Consider the following 18,077-nt stretch of genomic DNA (forward strand, 5'->3'; position numbering starts at 1 on the left):
CTGGCGGATCAATCAGGAAAATTTCCTCAAAAACGTCTCGCAACTTTCGGAAGCCAAGCTTCGCCTGAGTTACGGTCTTTCCGGAAACAACGCCTTTAACAATTTCTACCCGTACGTGGCTACGCTGAACTCGGACAATTATTCTTTCAACAATAACCTGGTGAATGGGCTGGTTCCGGCTTCGCTGGCCAATACGCAGCTAGGCTGGGAGAAAAACCAGCAGTTGGACGCCGGACTGGATCTGGGTATCTTCTCGAACCGGATTTATCTGGTGGTGGACTACTACCAGCGTATCACCCGCGATCTGCTGCTTTCCGTAAACGTACCTTCCGTATCCGGTTTTACGACGGCTACCAAGAACATCGGCAAGATGGAAAACAAGGGCTGGGAATTTGGGCTGAATACCCGGAATTTAACGGGAAGCCTGACCTGGAATACCAGTGCCAACGTTTCCTTTAACCGGAATAAAGTACTGGCTCTCGGGCCCACGGGTGATCCGATCAAAAGCTCCAGTGGCATCGGCGAAACCAACATTACGCAGATTGGAGCTCCCATTGGCAGCTTCTATGGCTACCGGCAGATCGGTATCTTCAACAATCAGGCCGATCTGGACGCCTATCCCCACGATGCAACGTCCCGGCCCGGTGACGTGAAGTACGAAGATGTAAACAAGGACGGGAAAATCACGGCGGATGACCGTACGCTGATCGGCAACAACCAGCCCGATTTCATTTACAGCCTGACCAACACGTTCAGTTACAAAGGCTTTGACCTGAGTATTGCCTTACAGGGAACGCAGGGCGGTCAGGTACTGAACCTGAGTCGGCGGTTTTTTGAAAACCTGGAAGGCAATGCGAACCAGATTACGACGGTTCTCTCCCGCTGGCGTTCGCCGAATGATCCCGGTAATGGCGTGACCCCCCGGGCTAACGCCCGCACCACGGGCAATAATAACGCCGTGTCTTCCCGCTGGGTGGAGGATGGTTCGTACCTCCGCATTCAAAACGTGAGTATCGGCTATCAGTTACCCAAACCCTGGCTCGACCGGGTTGGTCTGGAACAGGCTCGTCTGTACGTATCGGGTCAGAACCTGCACACCTGGACCAAGTACCTCAACTACAACCCTGAAGTCAGCAACTACGAAGGACCGCTCACGGGTGGGGTCGATTACGGCTACTATCCGCTGGCTCGTACGGTTACGATCGGCCTTAACCTTGGTTTCTAACGGACCTCTCAAACTGACCTTATGAAAGCATCGCTTGTTTATACCACCCTGGCTCTTAGCCTATTAGCTACTTCCTGCCAAAATTCCTTTATTGATTTACAACCCATTTCCTCAGCTAGCACCGATAATTTTTACCGAACCGCCGAAGATTTTCGTATCGCGGTTAACGGTGCCTATGCTTCTCTGCAAATGGGTGGCATTACGGGCAACAGTTACGTGTTCGGGGAAGTGGCTTCGGACAATACGGTACCGCCCGCTTCGGGTTCCGTCACGGATCAGGATGAGTTTGATCGTTTTTACATTCGTACCACCAATCCTTTCATCAATGGCCGCTGGAATGACAGCTATAACGCCATTGCCCGGTACAATACCATTCTCGACCGCATCAACGCCGTCAGTATGGACGAGACGCTGAAAGGCCGCTACATCGCCGAGGTAAAAGCCTTACGGGCTCACGTGTACTTCAATCTGGTTCGGACGTTCGGCGATGTACCGCTGGTACTCAAATCGATGACTACGCCGGATGAAGGCTATGCCTATGGCCGTTCGCCCCGAACCGAAGTATACGCCCAGATTGAAAAAGACCTGAGCGAAGCCGAAGGTGTATTACCCGTTTCGTACGCGGTTGCCGACTTGGGTCGGGTTACCCGGGGAGCCGCCAAAGCACTTCTGGGAAAGGTGTACCTGACGCAGCGGAAGTACGCACCAGCGGCGTCTAAACTGAAAGAAGTAATCGATTTAAATGTCTATGACCTGCTCCCTTCGTACGCCGAGGTGTTTAGGGTCGGCAATAAAAACAATAAAGAGTCGGTCTTCGATGTGCAGTATAAATCGGGCGGAGCGGGGAGGGCAATCCCTGGCCCAATGACTTCGCCCCGGAGAACTCCGGTAATGCGGTCATTGCCTTTGGCGGTTCGGGAAATAACCAGCCTTCAGCCGATCTGATTGCCGCTTACGAACCCGGTGATGTACGGAAAGACGTCTCGCTCGCTACTTCTTACGTGAACGCCAGTGGTCAGACTATTCCGGCAAATTTTGTGAAGAAGTATTACGACGTACCCGTTACTCGGGGCGATAATGGCAACAACATTCCCCTGATTCGCTACGCCGATGTTTTGCTGATGTACGCGGAGGCTTTGAACGAAGTTTCTTATCAGCCCGAAGCACTCACCTATCTCAACCGCATTCGTACGCGTGCCGGATTAAAAGCTAAAACCATCGCTGATGTTCCCGATCAGGCGGCATTCCGGCTGGCCATCGAACAGGAACGACGCGTAGAACTGGCTTTTGAAGGGCACCGCTGGTTTGATCTGGTACGGACGGGTCGGGCCATTTCAGTCCTAAACAGCAAAAAAGATCAGATTCGACTGGTGAATACACTGACGGAAAACAATCTCGTTTTCCCGGTTCCGCAGGCTCAGATTGACATCAATCGCGACAAAATCAAACAAAATCCGGGGTATTAATTAAATGGGCCGGGCAGTAACCTGCCCGGCTTTCCTAGTTGTATGAGCTTACGCATTCGACTTAGTTTAGGTTTAGTACTGGTTTCCCTGATAGCCTCCGCTCAATCATCGCTGACTTCCTGCCGGGCCGAGTTGGCTGGCGATACCTTACGATTGGGGAATGCCTTCATCGAACGCCTGTATCTGTTCAATCAGGGGCAGTTGCGTACGGTGGCCGTCATCGACAAAGCCCGGAACAAACGCTGGAATCTGAACAGTCAGCATCCTGATTTTTCTTTCCCGAATACTATGGTTTCGGCTTCGGTTCAGGGAAGTTTTACCCGTAAAAACGTCGCGGCTACGGCCACTACGCCAGCGTACGTACAGGCGGAGGTACTGACACCCCTGGGTGATTTGTGGCTGAAACGCGTCTTCCGCATTTATCCGGATTGCCCGGCCATTGCGTGCGACTATTACCTCAGGGGTCATCCACCAGTCACTGAACAACGAGGCGAAGCAAATGCCTATGACCTGCGGAACATCGAATCGCAGGCGGCCCAGCAAGCCGGACAGGCCCAGGCTGCTTTCATGGATCGACTGACGCTCCCGAGTCTGCACGTACAGGCCAAGGCGGTCGAGTTCTTCGATGCTACGGATCAGAATAATACCCTCGTACAGGAGTATCCTCGCCTGGCCTATCGTCAGGAAGTACGCTTACGGGGCAATCTGCTGTTTTTTCAGGAAGTCGGTCAGCCGACGGGTTGGTTTTTTCTGAAAGAGGCTCCCGTATCTGGCGTGCAGTTGGCGTATCCGGGTTTTGATTTTACCTTGAAAACCAACGAAGTGAAGGTAGCCGGATTGGGTATTGCACCGCAGGATCTACGTCCCGATATCTGGGTACGCGGTTACAGCGTAGTACTCGGCCTTAGTGATGGTACGGAAACCGGAGCCCTGCTGGCTCTTCGTTCGTATCAGCGTCAGCTTCGGCAGTCGCCCGCGGATGAAATGATTCTGCTCAATACCTGGGCGACCGCGGACAGGACAAAAACATCAACGAATCCTTCGTACGGGAGGAATTGAAACGGGCCGCCCGGCTGGGCATTACGCATTTTCAATTGGACGATGGCTGGCAGCAGGGCAAGAGTGCCAACTCGGCCTTCCAAGGGGGCAGTTTTACCAACATCTGGCAAAAGCCGGATTACTGGCGACCCGACCCCGCTAAATTTCCCAACGGTTTTACGTCACTCCGGCAGGATGCCGAGAAAGCCGGAATTTCCCTTTCGACCTGGTTTAATCCGAGCATAGACAGCAGCTTTAAGTACTGGGATAAAGACGCGTCGGTACTCATCGATCAGTACCGCACTTACGGCATTCACATGTGGAAGATTGATGGCGTCCGGATTGCCGACAAGCAGGCGGAACTTAATTTTCGCCACATGCTCGATACCGTCATGCAGGTTACGCAGGGAAAGGCCTTGTTCAATCTGGACGTTACCGCAGGACGACGGTTTGGCTATCACTATTTCTACGAATACGGAAATCTGTTTCTGGAAAATCGATACACCGACTGGGCTAATTACTATCCTCACTATACGCTGCGAAATTTGTGGATGCTTTCGCGGTATGTACCCCCGCAACGTCTGCAAATTGAATTTCTAAACAAGTGGCGAAACACGGATAAATACCCCAAAGACGATCCGTATAGTCCGGGTCGGTATTCCTTCGACTATCTCTTTGCCGTGACGATGCCGGGACAGCCGCTGGCCTGGATGGAAGCCCGTAATTTACCCGAGGAAGCCTTTACACTGTCAGAATTGATCAGCGTTTACCGAAAACACAGTCGTGACTGGCACCGGGGTGCCATCTTTCCGGTGGGCGATACGCCGACGGGTACGAGCTGGACGGGTTTTCAATCCCTGCCCGATTCACCAAATGTGGGCTACGTGCTGGTTTTCCGGGAAAATCATCCGCAAAGCCAGGGTATTTTTTCACTGATGAAGCTCCGTCCGGGGCGTTACTCGTTTACCCTACTGGCTGGCGAAGGCAAGAGTTTTCGTACGCAAGTGGGTACAGAGGCTAAAGTCGCCTTTCAGTTACCTACACCCCGTAGTTTTGGCTGGTACCGCTACGAAAAGATGCCCTGAACGATTTTATGCCGTCACCTCCGCCAGGCTGGGCATGGTTCCCATAAAATGAATTTCGTACCGGACGCTCCCATCGCCGACCGGGTTTACGTACAGCCGGGCTCCAATGGATTGACTCAGATGTTTCATTAAAAATAAGGGCAGATTTTCGCTGATGGTGTGTTCGGAACGGTCGCTTTGTTTCGGTTGTAACTCCTGGGAAAGTCGCTGGAAATGAGCGAGTCTGAGGGGCTGAACCGGCGTGGTATCCTGAATCGTAACTACCCAGACCGATTCATCCCGGATATCCCAGGATACCGTCATTTTACCCGCCCGCTGGGAGCCTTCCGGAGTTTGCCGAATCAGGTACACCAGCAAGGTTTGAATCAGCCGCTCGGCCTGTTGGGCATCGGTCAATACGTACAACTGTTCCAGGCCACTGGCCAGTAGCGTCAGTCCCCGAGCCAGGGCCTTGGGTCGGGTTCGTTCGATGATGTGTTGGAGGAGAGCCGCCGCGTCGAAGCGTTCGGGCGTTTCTTTCAGTGTTTTAAGTCGGGCTAATTCCGTAATACCTTCCACTAACGTATGAACGTTCTCCAGATTACGGTGCAGGATCTGTAAAATCTGTTGCCGCTGTTCAGGCGTTCGGTCTGCCTCGCTAATCAGCGAAGCCGCTCCTTCCACCATTCCCAGGCTACCGCGTAAATCATGGGTGGTAGTCCGCATGAATTCACTACGTTCCTGTTCCAGTTGGTTTAGCCAACTGAGGGTTTGCTGGGCCTCCTGCATCTGCCGCTGTTGCACTTCCGTCTGTAAGGCCGTATACTGTTCGATAATCTCTTCGATTACCTCGTCAAAAAACGTACTGATCTGCTCATGGCTTGCCTCCATGGGCTTGTTATACTGCTGTCCATACCCATAAATCATCTGGCGGACGGCTTTTCGCAGGCAGGCCATTTCCTTCAGTACCTTCCGTAGGGAATACCCCTGCTGGTAGCCATACCGACCCAGATCTGCCGCCATCCGGAAAGTGTTCATTGAAACCGGCTGTTCCAGTAAACGCCCCAGCAGCTGTCGTACGCAATTCTGAGCTACTTCATGAGCGAGATACCGGGTTTCGGACCGCTGGGTATCACAACTGACACGCCAATGCTCAAGTAAGGCATTTTGTTGAGCATGGAGATAAACAGCCAGAGATTCCATAGGGTATACCGGGTCAAAGGATCATTGAAACCTCTGCAATATACCGGGTAATATATGGCAGGGACTACTTCACGTTTGTTCCCGTGCATTTCTTACCGTAAGTCAAAGCACGGTTCTGGGCTATTCAGGAGCCTTTCGTACGATCCTAAAAATAAATATAAGCATTAGTATTCTAATCCTCAGGACTTTGTTTGTGAAATATACGTTAGGGTGCCTTATTAAGGATGAAATCAAAAACATTTCCAGCATTTTTGCAGTTCAAACAGCATGTTTGAAACGTAATACACCGCCGAAACGCATTGAGATGAAAAGTAAGGAGAAACAAGTAGTGTTGATCGTTGAAGACAACAAAGAATATCAGTCTTTATTAGCTCTAGGGCACGAAAAAAGCCGTATCTCCTGTGATTGTGTGTTTGCAGAATTCAGCCGAAAATGCCCTTACTTACCTTAGTGAAGAAACGCCAAATCTGATTCTTTCGGATTATGAATTGCCCGGTCTTAATGGGTTACAATTGCTGGATTTACTCAAGAAAAATGATGCCTGGAAGGACATTCCCGTCCTGATGTTTTCCATGTTTGGTACCGACAAGCTCATGGATCGGGCCTACGCCCGCGGAGCCCAGGGCTTTATGGACAAACCCGAGGATTACACCAGTGCCATCGAACTTTGGCAGGACCTCCGTACGTTCCTGCGGTCGAACAAGGCCCTTAGTGATTGGGAATAAACGTCATCCCGTTCATCGGCAAATAACCGGCGACGAACGGGATACTACCCATTCAGGATTTCATCGGTATACGGCTTAGTATGTACCGGTCCACATAAAAGGTTCCGAATGGCACTACGCAGGCTAACAGTACTTTCCAGGTGGTGGTTTTGAATCGCCAGTTCTGCTCTATACCTACGCTGAGCGTATTGATCACAAAAAGTAGAAACAGTCCGCCGTGAATGGGCCCTATGAGCTTAGTCAAGGCCGGGTTTTGTGCGTAATATTTAAGCGGTACGGCCACAAATACCAAAACTAACAGGGAAATGCCCTCCAGAAAGCCTAGAATCCGTAGGCGGCCCACGCTGCTACTGAATAGATTTTGCATGATTAAAAGGATCTAAAGTAAGGACGAGACGCTAAAGGTGAGAAAGGCCAGGGTATGGCAATAAAAATCAGCAGTAATGCCAGTGCAAACCATACAACCTGCGTACCGAATTTACCGTTAGCGGTAGTTTTGCGTTTTGCGATGGAAGAACCGAGCGTAATGCCCACGATTGCCAGCAGCATTAAAGCGATATGAATAATGCTGAAAAAGAAAGGTTCGGCAAGCTCCTCTTTCCGAGAAGTGCCAAAATAGTAAGACACCAACGGACTCTGCGTATACAGAATTATTCCGATCAGCAGTTGTACGTGAGCGATGGTAGCCGTCCAGTGACGTACGGAATCATCCGTCTTTGTAAAAGATCGCCCGGATCGGTAGCCCTGAATGGCCCGAACCAACGCGTAGATCAGACTTAACAGAACCAGCCAGCGAAAAATGGCATGCAGAAAAAGTAAGGCAGGATACATAAGGGGGACAATAAAACATACTACTGAGTATGTTTTTAGTGAAAAAATTAACGCAGGGCCTGTAGGTAATTTTTTAATTCTTTGAGATACATCACGTAACACGACCTTCCCAGGACCTTACCCAGATTCCGTACGCCACTATAACCGGTAAGAATGAATGATGCTACCTGAGCGGGGTTCACCTCATCGCGAATGATCTGTCGATTTTGACCTTGCCGCAGGCTTTCCTGAATGGCCAGATCCCACTGCTGCACAAGCCCCGCCAGTGCCTGTTGAAAAACCGGGTTCAGGGCGGCCATTTCATCAATGAAATTAACCGCAGGACAACCGTATTCAATGATAAAGAAGGGATCTTTCAACAGCATATGGTGCATGACCGTATACAAATCATCCACCGGATCCGTTGAATTTCGTAAGGCTTCAATCATAGCCTGCTGCATGGCTGGTACCATTACTTCCGCAATGACGGCCAGTCCCATTTCGTCCTTATTTTTGAAATGGTAGTAAAAAGCACCCTTGGTTACCTGCGTCGTAGCGAGGATATCGTCGATACTCGTCGCCTGATAGCCCTTGCGGTACATCAGTTCAAAAGCCTTTTGCAAGATCATAAAACGAGTCGTGGCCGCTTTCGACATAAAATACCAGTTAGTATGTTTTACAAACATACGCGTCCGCTTTAATTCTACCAAACGGTTGACAAAAATTAGGCGTGTACATGCTTTTCTATTCGGGAAAACGGTATGCCCCTACCCCTGATTTTTAAAGCGTATAGAGTGGCACGTGGATTTTCTGTTTTTAAGAACGAACGCTTTGCAGTACCGCCGAGGCGTTCCTTCCACCGAAACCGATTTTAGGTATGCGTACCAGCGATTTAAATCCGGTTTTTCAACCATCGTACCCTTTGGTGACCAGTCGTGACCTGGACCCTTTGCTGGAGCGAATTGGGGAGGCTCGTTGTGTATTACTGGGCGAAGCCTCCCACGGTACGCACGACTATTACATCTGGCGAACAGCCATTACCCAGCGTCTAATCGCCGAAAAAAACTTTCGCCTGTTAGCTGTGGAAGGGGACTGGCCGGATTGCTACCGAATCAATCGGTACATCAAAGGTCTGGATAACACCTCTCAAAATCCGGTTGAAATCCTGCAAACCTTCAAACGCTGGCCTACCTGGATGTGGGGAAACTGGGAAATAGCCGCCGTGGTAAGCTGGCTGAAAACATACAATACTACGCTGTCGCCTGCCGAAAAAACTGGCTTTTATGGACTGGATGTGTACAGCTTATGGGAATCCATGGAAGCCATGGTAGCGTATCTCGAAGAAAACGATCCCGTGGCAGCCCGCCTGGTCCACGAAGCGTTAGCCTGTTTTGAACCTTTTGGGGAAGATGAGCAGCGGTACGCCCGGGAACACTATTTCCCGGGCGTATCCTGCCCGGAGCCCCTCACCCAACTGCTTCGGCAGATCCGAAGTAAGGTTCCCAGCTTTGATCACGACCCCGAAGCGGTGGGATTCAGCTCCTACCAGGGTACGGTGAGAGCGGGCAAACGCTGGGCGGCTCCGGCAGAAGTCATGACCGTACCCGCCGCTCAGGAGGGTAGTCTGGAACATGCCTTACATCAGCTTTCGGACCTGAACCGGCTGATCATCTTTCCTCGAAACACCTCCGGTGAACCCTTGCCTCACCGGGCTATTGGCGTGGTCTACGAACCTGAACGCGAACGTTTTTGGGAATTATGTATCCACAAAAGTCAATCAGCGGTACGATGCCTTTGTCTATCTGGATCGTACCCGGGCTCTGCATCCCCTTCCGCTGAACACGGACGCCCACAAAATTCCTGAAACTTTTCCATTCAATTATTAATCGTTTTTCTATCCACCTATACATTTTTTAAGAACTCCTATGGATGCTACGATGAAAGCAGCCCTGAAAACGGCTCAGGGCGAATTTGAAGTAAAAGAAGTTGATACGCCTCAGCTACCCAAAGCGGATTGGGTTCGGGCCCGCATTCGGGTTGCGGGCATTTGTGGTACGGATCTTCGCCACTGGAAGAAAGAAGAACCACACCTGGAATGCCGAATTATGGGCCACGAAATGGCGGGCGAAGTGGTAGAGGTCGGTCCGGAAGTAACGCACGTAAAGCCGGGGGATCGGGTCGTTATTGAGACCGTGCTCGGCGATGATACCTGCGAATGGTGCCGGGTTCAGCAGTATAATTTATGTCCGCACCTCTACGAAGTTCGTATGGATACGGTTTCACAGGCATTTGCTACCTACGTGGTCGGACCAGCCAAGAAATTTTACCCACTACCCGATCATGTAAGTTTTGAGGAAGCAACGTTACTGGATACCTTTTCCGTCTGTCTGCACGCCATTCAATTGAGTGGTATCAAAATTAACGATCAGGTCGCCATCATCGGAGCGGGCCCCATTGGCCTGGGTCAGTTACAACTGGCCAAAGCCTGTGGAGCGGATGTAATCGTGTTCGACATTGTGGATTCATCGCTGGAACTGGCTTTGGAGCTGGGAGCAGATCGGGTTGTGAATACGGAAAAAGAAGATGGGTACGCCAAAGTGATGGAATTTACGAAAAACCGGGGTGTCGATATTGCCTTTGAATGTGCGGGTGGCCCTTCGATGCCCGTGACGCTACCTCAGGCCGTATCCTTTGCCCGAATCGGGGGGAAAGTAGTGATTGTGGGTGGATTTGATGCGGGCAAAACGTCTATCCCGCTGGAATGGCAACATATCCAGATGTCGGAAATAAAACTTATTTGCAGTGCCAGTTACGCATTCTGGGACATTTACCCCGAAATGCAGATGTGCCTGGATTTACTCGCCAAAGGCAAACTCAATGCTGAGAAACTCATTACGCACCGGTTTTCACTGGATGCTATCAACGAGGCCTTTGAAACGGCCCAGAACAAGCAAAAAACCGGAGCCGTGTTTGTTGCCCTTCAGATTTAAAGTACTCCCCTGGCTGTATGCGGTAACAGCCAGGGGTTTCCTAATCCTGCTACAACCTTGGAATACGAAGATTGCCACAGTCGATTCATTCACCCGTTGGCAGGTTTTCAATTTTCTTTCAATCGGCTGGTAATGACCTGGATCAGGAGATCCATATTAACGGGTTTCACCAGATGTTCATCGAAACCGGCCTCCTGCGTACGCCGTTTGTCTTTCCATTGTCCATAACCCGTCAGGGCAATGAGCAACAGGTGTTGCCCCCAGAGTTGTTTTCGGAGTAATCGACAGGTTTCGTAACCGTCGAGTCCGGGCATGCCGATATCGAGCAAAATAACGTCCGGGCGTAGCTGTTCTGCCGCCTGGATTCCTTCCAGACCACTATTCCGCGTGTACACCTCGTAGCCTTTCAGTTCCAGCAACATCCCTAGCGTTAAGGTCGCATCCGGATTATCATCGATGACCAGAATACGGTAACGAACCGTATCTGGCGGCGATGGAGCTATGACAGGAACGGGCGGAGGAGTGGGCAAATAGGGCAGATAAATCGTGAACGTACTGCCCAGCCCCAGCCCGGCACTGTATGCTTCGACGCGTCCTTCGTGTAGTTCGACCAGCCGCCGGACCAGCGTCAGGCCCAGACCCAGACCGCCCTCTGAGCGGGCAACAGAATTGTCAACCTGTACAAAGACCTCGAAAATCGACACCAGCTGATCCGCCGCCAGCCCGATACCATTATCCCGTATCTGGAGTACCACGGCTTGTCCATAGAACACGTCCTCCTGAGTTTTCAGTGTCAGTTCGATCTGTCCATCGACTTTCGTGTATCGAACGCCGTTCATCAGTAAGTTCGTAATGACCTGGCTCAGTCGCAGAGCGTCGGCCTCCACCCGAACAGGACTGTCGGGAAGACTCAGGCGTAGCTGGCGACGACGCTCCTGGAATTGAGGACTCACAAGCTGAGCTACTTCCGTGACCAGTTCAACCAGATCCAGCGATTCCTTCTTCAACTCAATTTTACCCTGACTGATGCGACTTACGTCCAGTAAATCATCCACCAGCCGCACCAGGTGGTCCGTTTGCCGGTTCATCATGGTCAGCGTATCCTCCCGTCTCCGATGATCCGTAGTATTTAGCGACAGAATTTGCAGGCCATTGCGAATCGTCGCCATCGGATTACGGAGCTCATGGGCCAGCATGGCCAGAAACTCATCCTTGCGACGATCCGCCTGCTGGAGTGCTTTTTCCGCTTCCTTCCGCTGCGTAATGTTCAGAGCGGCACCGGTTACAAATTGGGCCTGGCCGTTTTCATCCCGCATTACTTTACCCATGTCTTTCAACCAGATGACGGTCCCATCGGGCCATTGTATCCGAAAATCCAGGTTAAACTCCCGTCCCTGCGAAAGGCATAACCGTACCTCTTCCTCCACCATGGCCCGATCATCGGAATAAACGGCATCAATAAACGTCTGTTGCGGAATGATCTGGGTTTCGGGAGATAAACCCAGTAGCTGACTCATACTGGGGTCAAGCATGTTGTCATTCGTCTCCAGCCGATAGTGCCACGTTCCGATTTCTCCCGCGGATAAGGCTAACTGCAACCGTTCTTCGCTATCCCGAAGGGCCTTTTCGACCCGGACGCGTTCGACGACCTCCCAGGTACGCTCGCCCACTTCCCGGATCAATTCCCGTTCTTCGCTGGTCCACGCTCGGGGTTTAGTACTGGCCACTGACAGCACGGAAACCAGTTGCCCGGCTTTAATCAGTGGAACCCCTACAAAAGATTGGACGGCAATGGCCGCGTAGGACGGATGCGTTTCCGGTAACCGGTCATTCGAGCAGAAATCCTGCCCCTGTTGCAGTACTTCCATCAGGGACTGTACCAGACTGAAGGTATACGTTCCGACCAGACTGGCCCCTTTCCCGCGGATGTAATCCCGTTCTACCCGTATCCGCTCCAGCGGCACCTCGATGCGGGCGTAGCAGGTTCGATCTGCCCGTAACTGTTCGCCCAGTAAACGGCAGGCTTCTCCCTCGATTTGAACCGGGTCCGTCAGCGGTCGTAAGGTATCGTTCAGTTTAAGTAAAAAGCTTTGTCGCTCTTCGCTGTTACGCAGGTTTTCTTCCGCTTTTTTACGTAAGCTGATATCGGAGAAAAAAACCGCGAACCGCTCCGGACCGTACCCTACGGCCCGCACCTCAAACCAGCGGCCTACGGATGAAGCAAACTGTTCAATGTGCAGGGGTTCCTGCGTTCGCACGACCCGTTCGTACAGCGGTACCGTGGGGTCCATCACGGGTAAGATTTCACTCCGCAAACGACCGACTACTTTTTCATTGGGAATGCCCGAGTGCCGTTCATACGCCGGATTTACTTCCAGGAAACGAAAGTCAACGGCTTCGCCGCCGGGCGTACGAACGAGTTCACAAAGGGCCAGCCCTTCTTCCATGGATTCAAACAGGGTACGTAATTTCTTCTCCGACTGTCTGGACGTTGCTTCGGCTTTGGCTCGTTCGGTAGCAGCCCAGGTACGTTCAGCCGTTTCTTCCAGTAGAGCCAGTTCCTGAGGACTCCAGGCATGTGCTTCCGGGAAATGAATGGTAATCATGGCTACTAACTCCCCTTTTTTGACCAGCGGAATATTCGCCCAGGCCTTGAGGTTGAAGCGTTCATACAGGGTTTTTTGTTCGTCAGAAACGTATTCATCCTCAGACACATTCGTTCGATAACTCATTTTGCCAGAAGTCCACTCCTCGATTACTTCCGGGGCAAAATCAGAGAGCGGGAAACACTTACCTGCCAGGTCTAGCTCACCCGGAACAAAATCCGTAGCAATGACCTCCAGGGTTTTATTGGCAAGAGCCTCCGTATACGAAACCCGGCTGGCCTGCAGGTGTTGTCTGAGTACCCGGATGGCCTCCTGCTGAATGCTCCGGGGTTCGGCCAAATCCCGAATGGCATCGCTTAGTTGCAGCAAAAAGGCTTTTCGTAGCTCACTATCCCGCAGGGCAGCTTCGGCTTTTTTCTGCTCGGTAATGTCGGTATACACCAGAGCGAACTGATCACCTTCCGTGGCGTACACGGAAACTTTGTACCAGCGGCTGGTCTCTTTGAAATAGTGTTCAATCTGAGCGGCCTGCCCGGTATCCACAACCCGACTGTACGCTTCAATCCACCAGTCATCTACCGTAGGAAACAACTCGCGACAGGTATGGCCCAGAGCCTGTTCGATGGGTAAGCCAACCAGTCGTTCAAAGGCAGGATTAATTTCCAGAAACCGAAAATCGATTCCTTTGCCCGTGTCGTCCCGAATCAGTTCCAGTATTTCAAAGCCCTCCTCCATGGAATTGAATAGCTTCTGATACTTATTGGTGGCCTGCTGGGCAATCTCCTGCATCAGTTGCAGATGCTGGTGTTCGATCTCCTTTTTTTCATTGATGTCGATATTGACACCCAGCCACTTTTTTACGGTACCATCGGTGTTAAAAATCCGGGTGGCCCGTACGTTGGTCCAACGCCAGCCCCCGTCGGGTCCGCTTCAGGCGGAATTCAGCGTCAACGGATCTATTCTGTGCCACGGCATCCTTCCATTGTTGAAGGGCATAGGGCTGATCGTGAGGATGGACCGCGGTAATCCAGCCCTCGCCCAGCCAGTCTTCCAGACTCTGGCCCGTATAGGCCCGCCAGCTGGGTGAATCACTGACGACCACACCCTGAGCATCGGTCTCCCAGCAGGCCTGGGCGAAGGATTCAATCAGGCTCTGATAGTCCTTCGCCGTGGTAGGATGCAGCGAATCGGCAAAGTCAGAGAGGTAAGGGGTAGTCATACATTGGGGGATTGAGTATTGGGCGGTTCATACGCATGAATGATCAGGTCTTTCCTCACGTCAGTGAAGGCATTAGCGGAGCCCTCTTTGTAGGGTAGTATCGGTATTACTTCGACGTATCTCTCCTTAAACGGTTTAGCCTGGCAACCATTATGGGGTATAGCGATCAATTTCAAAACTCCGTACGCTCAACTCCGCATACGGGTCAGACGGTGCATTGGTCAGCAGGGCCAGGTTAAATTTAGCTACATTCGTGAGATCAAGCGGCGTTTCCCCACCCGTAAATGCTGAAAAATAAAGGGTACATGTTCGGTACCGCGAACAGGCCGGAAGCGTACTATGGGGATGCACCCCACCATGCGTACCCGTTTGACGCACCTGTACTACCACCGGCACATTGGCCCTGTAGCGGATTCGCACCCACCGGCTCTGGCTTAAATCCACTTTCCTGGCTTCTTCGCCCCAGGGTGTACGGGGGTCGATGGGGAACGAAAGTTCGCCATAGCTTTTCACCTTAAATTTGACGTAGGCTTCTACTCGTCCCCGTTTCCTGACCAATGCCTGCCGCCCCTGCATGGGCTGTAGCTGCTGCGTTTGCTCATCATGTCCGCTTAGCCACTGCGAGAATCCGTCGAGAACCAGCAGAGAGGTAGTTTGAGCCAGCAAAGGACTCGCCTTCACCAGCAAACTCAGGAAAAAAAGCAGGAAAATCCGCATGAATGGTTCAACTAGGATATTCGTAACGATGAATAAGGGCCCGCTCCGTTTCGCTCAGGTCTTTCCGGTACGCCAGGCAAATCAATCGTTCAGCCCGAAAACCGGGCTCGTTTCCGGATACGTTCGGACGAGCAAAGATTCATTCAGGCGATCATGGCTACGGCTACCAAAGAACGGTAATTATCCCATTACTAAAGAAGGAATTGCGGCGAAAGACCGACCACTCCGGTTAACTGGTTGTCATTTGACAACGAGATACGCGTATCATTCCGTACCGTTTCAACCGATCCCGGCTGGAGGTCAGACGCCTATCGGAATCTACACCCGCTATACACCAAACCCTATCCATGCATTTTTTACCTGGTAAAATCGTTTTTCTGACGCTTTTACTTAGATCAATGCCTGCAATGGATTGATTATCCTTATTCAGAAATGCGGCGGGTCAATTATGACTAAAAGAGCGAACCTTACATTCCGAACTGCCTGTTCAAATAGAATTCATTAGCTTTTTCCGACGTACTAAAACCCACATTGACTGGGTTATTTCGTAGCTGATGATCAATCCGCTATCTACTACTACCTGGCTCCGGTGCGTTACGTTTTGAGTCAAAATTATTTCAATACATTAGCGTCTATAGGGATCCGTTCGTAGTTTACAGGCGTACGTATCGCTTATCCCGGGATATGTACTGCGTTCTACTTCTAAACTTCGACTCTATGCGTTTGTATTCCGGACTCCTGGCCCTGTTTGTATGGCTTTGTTTCGCCTGTCATTCATCAGAATCTTCTACTGAATCTACTTTTAAAGAAGGACGGGTGATTCTTCGGGGTAAAATCAAGGCTGCTAAAAATCCCCTTCTGTATTTTCCTGTCACGGAACACTTATACGACATTAAAGAGGATCGTTTACTGACAGAAGGACGCGTAGATCAGGAAGGTAATTTTCTGATTCAATTCGATCTGGATGCTCCCAAAGTTTTGAAAATTTTAGGTCGGGAAGCGTACGTAACGCCGGGCGAAACGATAGATCTGGCCATTACCATTCAAAAACCCTACGCAGGCTTCGAACGGGTTCTGTGGGAAGTTCAGGCTGACTTTCCGGGCAATTACCTGTATTTTAGTGACACAACCCTTGCTCCCGTCCCTCCCCCACCCAGTCTTTCTGAAAGCAAGGTGTTAAGAGCCTTTTAGCCCAAAAGCAATCCCTGATGAATCAGCGAGTCAGGGCCGATTCTGCCGTGGATCACTACGCCGGGCAAGCCTTGTCACCCAACTTTCAGCAATGGTTAAAAATGAACAACAAATACCAGTATTTAAGTGCGTTGATGAGCCACCTGCCGATGGAAGACGATGGTACTTTTAAATCGTATCCCGCGGAATATTTACAGGATTTGAAAGATTTTCCCTGGAATACAGATACCCTGTACAGCGGTTTGCCTGATTATTATTACAGTTTATCCGCGTACACCTTCCAGGTACTTGCTCCAAGGAATCTGGATGAGGTCATTCAGCTGATCGATCACCAGTATACCGGTCGTAACCGCGAGTATTTGTATTACGGCGTTATTCTTGAGCATCGCCGCACCCTCTGGGGTATCAAGAATCCGGAAGAATTTAAGCGAACGCGTAAAAATCTTTCGTACCTCTACAATCAGGTCCACGATGAACGGTTTACCTCATTACTGCACCAAATCGATAATGGGATTCCCGCGGAAGTTCCCTTTACGGATTCGGTTAAAAATTTACTCTTGACGGATATTAACGGTAAGGAATTCCAGTTGGGCGAAGTATTGAAACAGGTAAAAACGCCTTTTGTCTACGTAAACTTCTGGGAATCTGAATGTAAGCCTTGCATGGATGATTTTAAATTTTACGAAGACTTCGCCCATTCGGAACTTACCTCCCAAATTACCTACCTGATGTTATCCTCTGATCCGGACGAAAAGCATCATAAATGGGTCAATACCCATTCCCGTTCCAAACTTCCCCAGCAGTTTAGTTACCGGTTTAAAGGCGACGGTTATCAGGTCACCAAACGGGCTTTTAACATTCGAATGCAACCTCGCTATACCATCGTTAATGAAAATAACTTGCTTTTTTTAAATGTTCCCGCCTTGAATCGTTATCAACGGCTCAGTACGTATCTTAAAATAGCCAGTATCTAATGAAATGAACTTTCAGGTTAGATCGTTTGGTTAGTTACTGACCTCAGCCATTGGTTCAGGTTGCTACAGGCCGTAGGGAGATATTGATTCAGGTTTTCTGCTACGCGTCACACTCTGTATTTTTGTTAAAGAGTTCACAAGCCCGTCTGTTTACGGACGGGTTATCGTTTATTGCACACCTCAATCCTGCATACCCTGTATATTTGTGTCCATCAGATGACCAGCCGCCTAGTGCTCTGGCACTGATTAATTTGCCACCTCTACTAATCCGCCATGATTCAACCAGCCATTCCCAGCAATGAATCCGAACGCTTAGCAGCTTTGGAGGAATACAAGATTATGGATTCCCTGCCCGAAATGGCCTACGACGCCATTACGCGGCTGGCTTCCGAAATTTGCGGTACTCCCATCAGCCTCATCACATTACTCGATCAGTCCCGGCAATGGTTTAAGTCCAAGCAGGGAATCCAGAACGCCGAAGCACCGCGTGAACTGTCGTTCTGTTCCCATGCCATTCTAACGCCGGACATTCCGTTTATTATCGCCGATGCCCGGGAGGATGAACGCTTTCACGATAACCCCTTCACGACCGGTAACCCGAACGTTATTTTTTACGCGGGTATTCCGCTGGTCACACCGGAAGGATATCCCTTGGGCTCCCTGTGTGTTATCGATGAAAAGCCCAAACAGCTCAGCGAAGATCAGCTACAAGCCCTCAAAGACCTCTCCTACCAGGTGGTCATGCTGCTGGAGCTTCGTCGCAAGCACTTTCAGGCCGAACGGGCCCGGGCCGAAGCCGAAGAAGCCCGTCAGGCCAAAGCCCGTTTCCTCTCCACCATGAGCCACGAA

18 protein-coding genes are annotated in these 18,077 nt (G+C 50.8%); 11 read left to right on the forward strand and 7 right to left on the reverse strand.

What is annotated here, in order from left to right; translation table 11 throughout:
• The 5 genes from BWI97_RS24585 to BWI97_RS24600 form a co-directional block, all read left to right on the forward strand.
• A partial coding sequence (locus tag BWI97_RS24585; RefSeq protein ID WP_146011020.1) for a SusC/RagA family TonB-linked outer membrane protein occupies nt 1-1,225 on the forward strand: 1,225 nt, incomplete at its 5' end.
• A gap of 21 nt (nt 1,226-1,246) precedes the next feature.
• Nucleotides 1,247-2,170 (forward strand): RagB/SusD family nutrient uptake outer membrane protein, encoded by a 924-nt coding sequence (locus BWI97_RS28590; RefSeq protein WP_233208011.1) that lies wholly within the window; start codon nt 1,247-1,249, stop codon nt 2,168-2,170.
• A 92-nt stretch (nt 2,171-2,262) separates the two neighbouring features.
• On the forward strand, nt 2,263-2,691 hold the full coding sequence (locus BWI97_RS28595) for a RagB/SusD family nutrient uptake outer membrane protein (protein ID WP_233208012.1): 429 nt from the start codon (nt 2,263-2,265) through the stop codon (nt 2,689-2,691).
• 42 nt (nt 2,692-2,733) lie between these two features.
• Entirely contained in the window at nt 2,734-3,750 is a 1,017-nt protein-coding gene (locus tag BWI97_RS24595; protein WP_102203207.1) for a hypothetical protein, read from the forward strand.
• Nucleotides 3,747-4,814, forward strand: a complete 1,068-nt coding sequence (locus BWI97_RS24600; protein WP_102203208.1) for an alpha-galactosidase — start codon at nt 3,747-3,749, stop codon at nt 4,812-4,814. The genes BWI97_RS24595 and BWI97_RS24600 overlap by 4 nt, the downstream gene beginning before the upstream one ends.
• A gap of 6 nt (nt 4,815-4,820) precedes the next feature.
• On the opposite strand, the gene BWI97_RS24605 is transcribed toward BWI97_RS24600, so the two are convergent.
• Nucleotides 4,821-5,996, reverse strand: a complete 1,176-nt coding sequence (locus tag BWI97_RS24605; protein WP_102203209.1) for a sensor histidine kinase — start codon at nt 5,994-5,996, stop codon at nt 4,821-4,823.
• A gap of 401 nt (nt 5,997-6,397) precedes the next feature.
• Here BWI97_RS24605 and BWI97_RS24610 point away from each other — a divergent pair, with 401 nt between their 5' ends.
• Nucleotides 6,398-6,721 carry a two-component system response regulator gene (locus BWI97_RS24610; protein WP_102203210.1) on the forward strand — a complete coding sequence of 108 codons (324 nt, stop codon included), beginning with the start codon at nt 6,398-6,400 and terminating at the stop codon, nt 6,719-6,721.
• 52 nt (nt 6,722-6,773) lie between these two features.
• Here BWI97_RS24610 and BWI97_RS24615 read toward each other — a convergent pair whose 3' ends face one another.
• From BWI97_RS24615 to BWI97_RS24625, 3 genes are read right to left on the reverse strand one after another with little or no spacing between them, the layout of a single operon-like run.
• On the reverse strand, nt 6,774-7,088 hold the full coding sequence (locus BWI97_RS24615) for a DUF3817 domain-containing protein (protein WP_102203211.1): 315 nt from the start codon (nt 7,086-7,088) through the stop codon (nt 6,774-6,776).
• Nucleotides 7,089-7,090: 2 nt separating this feature from the next.
• Nucleotides 7,091-7,552: a hypothetical protein gene (locus BWI97_RS24620; RefSeq protein ID WP_102203212.1), complete on the reverse strand. Its 462-nt coding sequence runs from the start codon at nt 7,550-7,552 to the stop codon at nt 7,091-7,093.
• 47 nt (nt 7,553-7,599) lie between these two features.
• Nucleotides 7,600-8,217, reverse strand: a complete 618-nt coding sequence (locus BWI97_RS24625; protein WP_233208013.1) for a TetR/AcrR family transcriptional regulator — start codon at nt 8,215-8,217, stop codon at nt 7,600-7,602.
• Between the two features lie 191 nt (nt 8,218-8,408).
• Here BWI97_RS24625 and BWI97_RS24630 point away from each other — a divergent pair, with 191 nt between their 5' ends.
• Complete coding sequence (locus tag BWI97_RS24630; protein ID WP_233208014.1) at nt 8,409-9,395, forward strand: erythromycin esterase family protein; 987 nt, start codon at nt 8,409-8,411, stop codon at nt 9,393-9,395.
• Between the two features lie 73 nt (nt 9,396-9,468).
• Nucleotides 9,469-10,521 (forward strand): zinc-binding dehydrogenase, encoded by a 1,053-nt coding sequence (locus BWI97_RS24635; RefSeq protein ID WP_233208015.1) that lies wholly within the window; start codon nt 9,469-9,471, stop codon nt 10,519-10,521.
• Nucleotides 10,522-10,628: 107 nt separating this feature from the next.
• Here the strand turns inward: BWI97_RS24635 and BWI97_RS24640 are convergent, their stop codons facing one another.
• From BWI97_RS24640 to BWI97_RS24650, 3 genes are all read right to left on the reverse strand, one after another.
• Nucleotides 10,629-13,916 carry a PAS domain S-box protein gene (locus BWI97_RS24640; protein ID WP_102203214.1) on the reverse strand — a complete coding sequence of 1,096 codons (3,288 nt, stop codon included), beginning with the start codon at nt 13,914-13,916 and terminating at the stop codon, nt 10,629-10,631.
• A gap of 85 nt (nt 13,917-14,001) precedes the next feature.
• The gene (locus BWI97_RS24645) at nt 14,002-14,346 is read right to left on the reverse strand and encodes a PAS domain-containing protein (protein ID WP_102203215.1); all 345 of its coding nucleotides are present in this window, start codon (nt 14,344-14,346) and stop codon (nt 14,002-14,004) included.
• A 150-nt stretch (nt 14,347-14,496) separates the two neighbouring features.
• A complete protein-coding gene (locus BWI97_RS24650) occupies nt 14,497-15,063 on the reverse strand; it encodes a hypothetical protein (RefSeq protein ID WP_102203216.1) in 567 nt (188 codons plus the stop codon).
• Between the two features lie 717 nt (nt 15,064-15,780).
• Between BWI97_RS24650 and BWI97_RS24655 the strand changes: the two genes are divergently transcribed.
• The 3 genes from BWI97_RS24655 to BWI97_RS24665 all read left to right on the forward strand — a co-directional run.
• Complete coding sequence (locus BWI97_RS24655; protein ID WP_102203217.1) at nt 15,781-16,254, forward strand: hypothetical protein; 474 nt, start codon at nt 15,781-15,783, stop codon at nt 16,252-16,254.
• Between the two features lie 17 nt (nt 16,255-16,271).
• Nucleotides 16,272-17,228, forward strand: a complete 957-nt coding sequence (locus BWI97_RS24660) for a peroxiredoxin (RefSeq protein WP_102203218.1) — start codon at nt 16,272-16,274, stop codon at nt 17,226-17,228.
• 273 nt (nt 17,229-17,501) lie between these two features.
• Nucleotides 17,502-18,077: GAF domain-containing protein (locus BWI97_RS24665; RefSeq protein WP_146011022.1), on the forward strand; the 576-nt coding region annotated here is incomplete at its 3' end.

The organism is Siphonobacter sp. BAB-5405, from assembly GCF_002872335.1.
Taxonomy (GTDB): domain Bacteria; phylum Bacteroidota; class Bacteroidia; order Cytophagales; family Spirosomataceae; genus Siphonobacter.

What these genes read in the sequence shown, in the direction of transcription:
- BWI97_RS28590 (WP_233208011.1), top strand. Translation starts at nt 1,247, where the DNA reads ATGAAAGCATCGCTTGTTTATACCACCCTGGCTCTTAGCCTATTAGCT.
- BWI97_RS24595 (WP_102203207.1), top strand. Translation starts at nt 2,734, where the DNA reads ATGAGCTTACGCATTCGACTTAGTTTAGGTTTAGTACTGGTTTCCCTG.
- BWI97_RS24605 (WP_102203209.1), bottom strand. Translation starts at nt 5,996, where the DNA reads ATGGAATCTCTGGCTGTTTATCTCCATGCTCAACAAAATGCCTTACTT.
- BWI97_RS24615 (WP_102203211.1), bottom strand. Translation starts at nt 7,088, where the DNA reads ATGCAAAATCTATTCAGTAGCAGCGTGGGCCGCCTACGGATTCTAGGC.
- BWI97_RS24620 (WP_102203212.1), bottom strand. Translation starts at nt 7,552, where the DNA reads ATGTATCCTGCCTTACTTTTTCTGCATGCCATTTTTCGCTGGCTGGTT.
- BWI97_RS24625 (WP_233208013.1), bottom strand. Translation starts at nt 8,217, where the DNA reads ATGTTTGTAAAACATACTAACTGGTATTTTATGTCGAAAGCGGCCACG.
- BWI97_RS24630 (WP_233208014.1), top strand. Translation starts at nt 8,409, where the DNA reads ATGCGTACCAGCGATTTAAATCCGGTTTTTCAACCATCGTACCCTTTG.
- BWI97_RS24635 (WP_233208015.1), top strand. Translation starts at nt 9,469, where the DNA reads ATGAAAGCAGCCCTGAAAACGGCTCAGGGCGAATTTGAAGTAAAAGAA.
- BWI97_RS24640 (WP_102203214.1), bottom strand. Translation starts at nt 13,916, where the DNA reads ATGCAGGAGATTGCCCAGCAGGCCACCAATAAGTATCAGAAGCTATTC.
- BWI97_RS24645 (WP_102203215.1), bottom strand. Translation starts at nt 14,346, where the DNA reads ATGACTACCCCTTACCTCTCTGACTTTGCCGATTCGCTGCATCCTACC.
- BWI97_RS24650 (WP_102203216.1), bottom strand. Translation starts at nt 15,063, where the DNA reads ATGCGGATTTTCCTGCTTTTTTTCCTGAGTTTGCTGGTGAAGGCGAGT.
- BWI97_RS24655 (WP_102203217.1), top strand. Translation starts at nt 15,781, where the DNA reads ATGCGTTTGTATTCCGGACTCCTGGCCCTGTTTGTATGGCTTTGTTTC.
- BWI97_RS24660 (WP_102203218.1), top strand. Translation starts at nt 16,272, where the DNA reads ATGAATCAGCGAGTCAGGGCCGATTCTGCCGTGGATCACTACGCCGGG.